General features: G+C 68.0%; 7 protein-coding genes. 4 read left to right on the top strand and 3 right to left on the bottom strand.

Translation table 11 applies throughout. The features are described from left to right. The 3 genes from ACK42S_RS13475 to ACK42S_RS13465 all read left to right on the top strand — a co-directional run. The coding region (locus ACK42S_RS13475; protein ID WP_409708412.1) for an L-serine ammonia-lyase, iron-sulfur-dependent, subunit alpha at positions 1 to 492 on the top strand (492 nt) is incomplete at its 5' end. 133 nt (positions 493 to 625) lie between these two features. Beyond that, the gene (locus ACK42S_RS13470; RefSeq protein ID WP_409708409.1) at positions 626 to 1,306 is read left to right on the top strand and encodes a response regulator transcription factor; all 681 of its coding nucleotides are present in this window, start codon (positions 626 to 628) and stop codon (positions 1,304 to 1,306) included. Further along, positions 1,303 to 2,751: a sensor histidine kinase gene (locus tag ACK42S_RS13465; RefSeq protein ID WP_409708406.1), complete on the top strand. Its 1,449-nt coding sequence runs from the start codon at positions 1,303 to 1,305 to the stop codon at positions 2,749 to 2,751. The genes ACK42S_RS13470 and ACK42S_RS13465 overlap by 4 nt, the downstream gene beginning before the upstream one ends. On the opposite strand, the gene ACK42S_RS13460 is transcribed toward ACK42S_RS13465, so the two are convergent. From ACK42S_RS13460 to ACK42S_RS13450, 3 genes are read right to left on the bottom strand one after another with little or no spacing between them, the layout of a single operon-like run. Next, on the bottom strand, positions 2,731 to 4,224 hold the full coding sequence (locus ACK42S_RS13460) for a tripartite tricarboxylate transporter permease (RefSeq protein ID WP_409708403.1): 1,494 nt from the start codon (positions 4,222 to 4,224) through the stop codon (positions 2,731 to 2,733). The two genes, ACK42S_RS13465 and ACK42S_RS13460, sit on opposite strands and share 21 nt — an antisense overlap. A 50-nt stretch (positions 4,225 to 4,274) precedes the next feature. Continuing rightward, positions 4,275 to 4,769 carry a tripartite tricarboxylate transporter TctB family protein gene (locus ACK42S_RS13455; RefSeq protein ID WP_409708400.1) on the bottom strand — a complete coding sequence of 165 codons (495 nt, stop codon included), beginning with the start codon at positions 4,767 to 4,769 and terminating at the stop codon, positions 4,275 to 4,277. Beyond that, positions 4,766 to 5,740 (bottom strand): Bug family tripartite tricarboxylate transporter substrate binding protein, encoded by a 975-nt coding sequence (locus ACK42S_RS13450; protein WP_409708398.1) that lies wholly within the window; start codon positions 5,738 to 5,740, stop codon positions 4,766 to 4,768. The genes ACK42S_RS13455 and ACK42S_RS13450 overlap by 4 nt, the downstream gene beginning before the upstream one ends. 232 nt (positions 5,741 to 5,972) lie before the next feature. Between ACK42S_RS13450 and ACK42S_RS13445 the strand changes: the two genes are divergently transcribed. Then, on the top strand, positions 5,973 to 7,253 hold the full coding sequence (locus ACK42S_RS13445; protein ID WP_409708395.1) for an ABC transporter substrate-binding protein: 1,281 nt from the start codon (positions 5,973 to 5,975) through the stop codon (positions 7,251 to 7,253). The last annotated feature ends 110 nt before the right edge of the window (positions 7,254 to 7,363 follow it).

Raw genomic sequence — 7,363 nt, 5'->3', positions numbered from 1 at the left:
ATCGTGCCGGCCGTGCTGCACTACTACACCCGCTTCGTGCCCGGCGCCACCGAGGCCGGCGTGATCGACTTCCTGCTCACGGCCGGGGCGATCGGCATCCTTTATAAGGAGAACGCCTCGATCAGCGGTGCCGAGGTGGGCTGCCAAGGCGAGGTGGGCGTGGCCTGCTCGATGGCTGCCGGCGCCCTCTGCGCCGTCATGGGCGGCACGCCCGAACAGGTAGAAAACGCCGCCGAGATCGGCATGGAGCACCACCTGGGCCTGACCTGCGACCCCGTGGGCGGGCTGGTGCAGATCCCCTGCATCGAGCGCAACGCGATCGCCTCGGTGAAGGCCATCAACGCCGCGCGCATGGCCCTGCGCGGCGACGGGGTGCACCATGTGAGCCTCGACCAGGTGATCAAGACCATGTGGGAGACCGGGGCGGACATGAAAACCAAGTACAAGGAAACCGCCCGCGGCGGGCTGGCCGTCAACATCGTCGAGTGCTGAAAGCCCGCAGCGCGGGCCGGCCTTCAGCCCCTGCCCCCCCGAGGCCGATCGAGGCCACCCGGCCCTGCGATCCGTCCTCGCCCATAGTGCAAGCCCCAGGACGGAGCCTGTAATTTCACGTTAAGCTTTTGGCATGCGACTCTTGCTTGCCGAAGACGACGCCATCCTCGCCGATGCCCTGGTGGCCAACCTCGAACACGCCGGCTTCGAGGTGGAGACCGCCGAGAACGGCGCGGTGGCCGAATACCTGCTCAACCGCCAGCACTTCGATGCCGCCATTCTCGATATCGGCCTGCCGCTGGTCGATGGGCTGACCGTGCTCAAGCGCGTGCGCGCCAGCAAGCCGGCCCAGCCCATCCTGGTGTTGACCGCGTTGTGCGATTTGGAGCACCGCGTCGAGGGGCTCAACGCCGGGGCCGACGACTATCTGACCAAGCCCTTCGAGTTTCCCGAACTCGAAGCCCGGGTGCGGGCTCTGCTGCGGCGGGCGCAGCCAGGCCATGCAGCCATGCTGCAAGCCGGACAGCTGCTCATGGACCGCGATGCGCGACGAGCCACCGTCGCTGGCGAACCGGTGGACTTGTCACCGCGGGAATGGTCCTTGCTGGAGCTGCTGCTCAGCCAGCGAGACAAGGTGGTCACCAAAGAACAGATCACCCAGGTCTGGAGCGGAGAGGCGGGGGCCAAGGGCGAACCGGCCGGCTCGATCGAGGTGTACATCCATCGTCTGCGACGCAAGCTGGAGCCCTCCGGGTTGTCCATCCGCACCGTGCGCGGGCTGGGCTACTTGCTCGAAACGGACCCCAAAGCGTGAACCCCTCGCGCTGGAGCGCCTTGCAGGCACGCCTGGGTCTGGCCCCGGGGCGGCGCTCCCTGCACCGCCACTTGATGTGGTGGCTGCTCATTCCTCAGCTCGTGCTGTGGATTGCAGCCGCCTTCGTCACCTACAGCGTGGCGGCACGCTACGCCAATCTGGCGATCGATCGCAGTCTGTATCAATCCTCCCGTGCGCTGGCGCAGCAGGTCAAGCCCATCGACAATGGCCTGTTGATCGACTTGCCGAAGGCTGCCCAGGCCATCTTGGAAACAGACCCCGACGACCGCGTCTATTACATGGTCAGCACACCGCCGGGCCAGTTCATCCTGGGCAACAACACGCTGCCGCCGCCTCCGCCCATTCCCCATCTGCAACTGGATCGGCCTTATTTCTACGACGGCTTGGTCGATGGGGTGCCTGTGCGCGTGGCTGCCTTGTACCTGACTTATGGCGACAAAGCCTCGCCGCAGCGCATGCTCGTGCAACTGGCCAAGAGCCGGGCCAGCCGTGAGGAGCTGGCTCGGCAAATCCTGATCGACACCGCCTTGCCGCTGTCGGGCTTGATCCTGCTGATGTCGCTGATCGTCTGGGGGGGCATCCGCACCGGCCTGGCCCCGCTGGCGCGGCTGCAAGCGGTAGTGGAAGACCGAGCCCCCAACGACCTGGCCCCTATCGAACTGGAAGCCGCCCCCCAGGAGGTGCGCGCCCTGGCCCAAGCCGTCAACAGCCTGCTGGCCCAGGTGCAGGAAAACGTGAGCACGCAACGCCGCTTCATCAGCAACGCCGCCCACCAGTTGCGCACCCCCTTGGCCGGGCTGAAGTCGCAAGCCGAGCTGGCCCTGGCCGAGGCGCAGGACCCGGCGCTGCGTGCGAGGCTGCAGCGTGTCCATGAAAGCGCCACCCGCGCCGCCCACCTGGTGGGGCAGTTGCTGGTGCTGGCGCGGGCCGAGCCCGAATCGGCCGCGACCCTCGGACGCCGCCGCTTCGACCTGGCCCGGCTGGTGCGCGAGGTCACGGCCGAACAGGTGCCCCGAGCCTTGCAGGCCGGGGTGGACCTCGGGGTCGAGGACCGCGACGTCGAGCCTTTGCCCATCCTGGGCAACAGCCTGCTGATGCGCGAGGTGCTGCTCAATCTGATCGACAACGCGGTGCGCTACGCCGGACGTGGCGCCAGCGTCACCGTGCGCAGCTGCGCGACGCAGGGGCAGGCCGAGGTGGTGGTCGAGGACGACGGGCCGGGCTTGCCCCCTGAGGCCGGCCCCGATGCCCACCGGCGCGTCTTCGAGCGGTTCGTGCGCGCCAGCCATGACGGCCAAGGTTGCGGACTGGGGCTCGCCATCGTCAAGGAGATCGTCGAGCGCCACGCCGGCCAGGTGCATCTGGAGCCGGTGCAGCCTCACGGCCTGCGGGCCGTGGTGCGCCTACCGTTGGCTGCGCCCTGATACGGCCTTCCACAGCGGTGGGAGCACGAGCAGCAGCGCCGCAATCAGCAGCAGTGCGCCGGAGATCGGCCGGGTCACGAAGGTGCTCCACTGGCCCTGGCTGATCGTGAGCGCCTGGCGCATCGACTGCTCCATCATCGGTCCGAGGATGAGCCCCACCACCAGCGGCGCCACAGGGAAATCGAAGCGCCGCATCGCATAGCCGATCACGCCGAAGACATACAGCAGGCCCACATCGAACAGCGAGTTGCCTGCACCATAGACCCCGACGGTGGAGATCAGGATGATGCCCGCATAAAGCAGCGGCACCGGAATCGACAGCAGCTTCACCCACAGCCCCACCAGTGGCAAGTTGAGCATCAGCAAAATCACATTGCCGATGTACAGGCTGGCGATCAAGGTCCACACCAGGCCGGACTGCGACGTGAAGAGCGTCGGCCCGGGCTGCAGGCCATAGCTTTCGAAGGCCGAGAGGATGACCGCGGCGGTCGCCGAGGTGGGAATGCCCAGCGTCAACAGCGGCATCAACACGCCCGCGGCCGAGGCATTGTTGGCCGCTTCCGGCCCGGCCACGCCTTCGATGGCCCCGTGGCCGAACTCCTCCTTGTGCCTGGAGAGCTTCTTCTCGGTGTAATACGACAGCAGCGTGGGCAACTCGGCGCCGCCGGCTGGGAGGGCACCGATCGGAAACCCGAAGCCCGCGCCCCGCACCCAAGGCCAGAAGCTGCGCCGCCAGTCCTGGCGCGTGAGCCACACCCGCCCCTGCACCTTGAGCACCTCGCCCTTGCCGGCCCGGCCCTGCCAGGCCAGGTACAGCGCCTCGCCCACCGCGAACAGGCCCACCGCCACGGCCGTGAACTCCACGCCGTCGAGCAACTCGGCCCGGCCGAAGGTGAAACGCGGCTGGCCGGTTTGCAGGTCGATGCCCACCAGACCAACCAGAAGCCCCAGCCCCAGGGCGATGAGGCCGCGCAGCACCGAACGGCCCAGCACGGCCGAGACGGCCACCAGCGACAGCAGCATCAAGCTGAAGTATTCGGCCGGCCCGAAGCGCAAGGCCACGTCCACCACCCAGGGGGCCACGAAGGTCAGCGCCAGCGTGGCCAGCGTGCCGGCGACGAAGCTGCCGATAGCCGCCGTGGCCAGGGCCGGCCCGGCGCGTCCCCGCTGGGCCATGCGGTAGCCCTCCAGGGCCGTCACCACCGTGGCCGATTCACCTGGCGTGTTGATCAGGATCGAGGTGGTCGAGCCCCCGTACATTGCCCCGTAGTACACGCCGGCAAACATCACGAACATCGCGGCAGCCGGCACCTTGTAGGTCAGCGGCAGCAGCAAGGCGATCGTCAGCGCCGGACCGATGCCGGGCAGCACGCCCACCATCGTGCCCAGCAGGCAGCCCAGGAAGCCGTAGAGCAGGATCTCGGGCTGCAAGGCGGCGGCAAAGCCGCCCATCAGGGCTGCGAAGGTGTCCATGGCGTGGGCAGAGAGGGGGACGACAGCATGGGCGGGGTGGACGCTCGCGCTCAGGGCCAGGGCAGGAAGCTCGCGAAGCGGCCAAGCGGGACACCCAGCAGCCGGTCGAACAGGCCCCACACCGCAAAGGAGACGATCGTCCCGACGAGCAGGTCACGGCCCCAGCGCCTGCTGTTGAAGGCCCGTGCGATGCTCACGAAGGCGATCACCCCGGCCAGCCCGATGCCCAGCACCGGTGTCAGGCCCAGTAAAGCCGCCAGGCCGGCGATCATCCAGGCGACCCGCCCCTGCCGGCCTGGCAGCGGTGATTCGTGCTCGTCCAGCATCACATCGCTGCTGCGGCCCAACAGGCTCATGGCCAGGTACAGGACCGACAGCCCCGCCAGCGCTGCCACCAGGATTCGCGGCATCACGGCGGGGCCCACCGCCGCAAACACGGGCGGCTCGGGAATCAACCCGACCTGCCAGGCCGCCAGCGCCACCAGGGCCAACAGCGCCAGGCCCATGCACACCGGGCCGGCACGCCGTCGCAGCGGCCCCGTCATGCCAGGCCCAGGTCCTTCATCACCGCCTCGGTGGCCGCGATGTCCGCCGCCAGCATCTGCGCAAACGCATCACCGGCGAGGAAGACATCGGTCCATTTGCGCTGCTCGAGCACGTCCTTCCAGGCCGGCGAGGCATGCATGCGGGTGAGCAGGTCGATCAGCGCCTGGCGCTGGGCCGCCGAGATGCCGGGGGCCCCGAATACGCCGCGCCAGTTGGCGGCCGTCACACCCAGGCCCAGCTCCTTCAGCGTGGGCACGTCCACACCCGGGATGCGGGCACTGCCCGACACCGCCAGGGCGCGCAGTCGCCCGCTGCGGATGTGCTCGGCGAACTCGGAATAGCCTGAGATCCCGGCTACCACCTGGGCCCCCAGCACCGCCGCCGTGGCCGGGCCGCCGCCGGCGAAGGCCACATAGGCCGCCTCGCGCGGGTTCTTGCCCAGGGCGCGCAGGATCAGCCCCAGCAACAGGTGGTCCGTCCCACCCGAGGAGCCGCCGGCCACGCTCACGGCCCTCGGGTCGGCGCGCAGGGCGTTTTCCAGATCCTTCCAGGTCCTGTGCGGGCTGCTGGCGGGCACCACGATGACACCAGCCTCCTCCGTCAGCCTTGCCAGCGGCGTGACGTCCTTGATCGTGACCGGGCTCTTGTTGGCAATGCCTCCGCCCACCATCACCGAGCCGCCGACCATCATCGCATTGCCCTGCCCCCGGCGCTGGTTCACAAAGCGCGGCAAGCCCACCATGCCGGCAGCACCGCCGACATTCTCAAACTGGAAACTGCCCACCAAGCCGGCCGCCTTGCAGGCGGCCTCGATGGCCCGGGCCGTGCCATCCCAGCCGCCCCCAGGGGCGGCCGGCACGAACATCAGGATCGATTCGAAGGCCTGCTGGGCCCAGGCCAGCGGCGCCCATGCCCCGAGGGCGGGTGCCAGACCAGCGGCCAGGATCATTCGACGACGGTTCGGGTTCATGGGCATCTCCAGAAGATTTCTTGTGGAATGTCGCGGCAGGAGTCACGCCGGCACCTGCCGAGCGTAAGCGCAGGGTCGCATCGCAGCATCAGCGTTTCCGCGGGGGTGCGATCCGCGGCAAACCCGGGTAATCCCTCATTAATGCTGTCTGGATGTTTGTTTAATTTTTTCTTAACATTGCGCGGCCATCCCTGAGCGGAACGTGCAAATCCACAACCTGAGGAGCAAGGACATGACCCTGACCCGTCCCACCCCCCGCCGCCTCGTGCGCCAACCCTTGCAGGCCCTGGCCGCCTGTGTCGCCCTGGGCCTGGGCACGGCCGCCACCGCGGGCGAAGTGGAAGTGCTGCATTGGTGGACTTCCGGCGGCGAAGCCAAGGCTGCCACCGCCCTGAAGGGCCAGATGCTCAAGCTGGGCCACACCTGGCGGGATTTCGCCGTCGCGGGCGGCGGCGGCGATTCGGCGATGACGGTGCTCAAGTCGCGTGTCGTCTCGGGCAACGCACCGGCTGCGGCGCAAATCAAGGGGCCCTCGATCCAGGAGTGGGCCCGCGAGGGCGTACTGGCCAACATCGATGATGTGGCCAAGGCGAACAACTGGGATGCCTTGCTGCCCAAGCCCATCGCCGATGGCCTGAAGTACAAGGGCAGCTACGTGGCCGCGCCGGTCAACGTGCACCGTGTCAACTGGATCTGGGCCAACCCGGCCGTGCTGGCCAAGGCCGGTGTGAAGCTGCCCACCACCTGGGACGAATTCTTCTCCGCGGCCGAGGCGCTCAAGAAGGCTGGCGTGATCCCGGTGGCCCACGGCGGCCAGAACTGGCAGGACTTCACCACCTTCGAATCGGTGGCGCTGGGTGTGGGAGGCGTGGAGTTCTACAAGAAGGCCCTGGTGCAACTCGATCAAGCCACGCTCAAGAGCCCGACGATGGAGAAGGTGCTCACCACCTTCAAGCGCATCAAGGACTACACCGACCGCAACGCCCCAGGCCGCGACTGGAACCTGGCCACGGCCATGGTGATCAACGGCCAGGCCGGCATGCAGCTGATGGGCGATTGGGCCAAGGGTGAGTTCGTCGCCGCGGGCAAAGTGCCCGGCAAGGACTTCGTCTGCGCCGCGGCCCCCGGCACCGCCCAGGCCTTCACCTACAACGTCGACAGCTTCGCGATGTTCAAGATCAAGAACGAGGCCAACGTGAAAGCGCAGAAAGACCTTGCGGCCGCGCTGGTCTCACCCGAGTTCCAGGAGGTGTTCAATCTCAACAAGGGCTCCATCCCGGTGCGCCTGAATATGGACCTCTCCAAGTTCGACGACTGCGCCAAGCTCTCGGCCCGCGACTTCGTTGCCTCGGCCAAAGCCGGCACACTGGTGCCTTCCATCGCACACGGGATGGCCGTGCCTTCAGCCGCCGAAGGCGCGATCAAGGACGTGGTCTCGCAATTCTGGAACAGCGACCGCATGAGCGCGAAGGAAGCGATGGACCGCATCGCCGCCGCCGCCCGCGCCCAGTGACCCTGCCCCGGCGCCTGGTGCGCCGGCTGCCTCGGCACCGAAGGGGCGGGAGGGCCACGACGTTCCTGCCCCACCCCCCACGACCTTCTCTGCCCCCTTTAGGCGCCACC

The organism is Caldimonas sp., from assembly GCF_046289365.1.
Classification (GTDB): Bacteria; Pseudomonadota; Gammaproteobacteria; order Burkholderiales; family Burkholderiaceae_C; genus Caldimonas.
Note: the sequence above shows the minus strand (reverse complement) of the source record. Positions and strands in the feature narration are given on the sequence as shown.

Bases quoted from the DNA above. Each gene is read 5' to 3' on its own strand.
- ACK42S_RS13470 (WP_409708409.1), top strand. From the start codon at position 626: ATGCGACTCTTGCTTGCCGAAGACGACGCCATCCTCGCCGATGCCCTG.
- ACK42S_RS13460 (WP_409708403.1), bottom strand. From the start codon at position 4,224: ATGGACACCTTCGCAGCCCTGATGGGCGGCTTTGCCGCCGCCTTGCAG.
- ACK42S_RS13455 (WP_409708400.1), bottom strand. From the start codon at position 4,769: ATGACGGGGCCGCTGCGACGGCGTGCCGGCCCGGTGTGCATGGGCCTG.
- ACK42S_RS13450 (WP_409708398.1), bottom strand. From the start codon at position 5,740: ATGAACCCGAACCGTCGTCGAATGATCCTGGCCGCTGGTCTGGCACCC.
- ACK42S_RS13445 (WP_409708395.1), top strand. From the start codon at position 5,973: ATGACCCTGACCCGTCCCACCCCCCGCCGCCTCGTGCGCCAACCCTTG.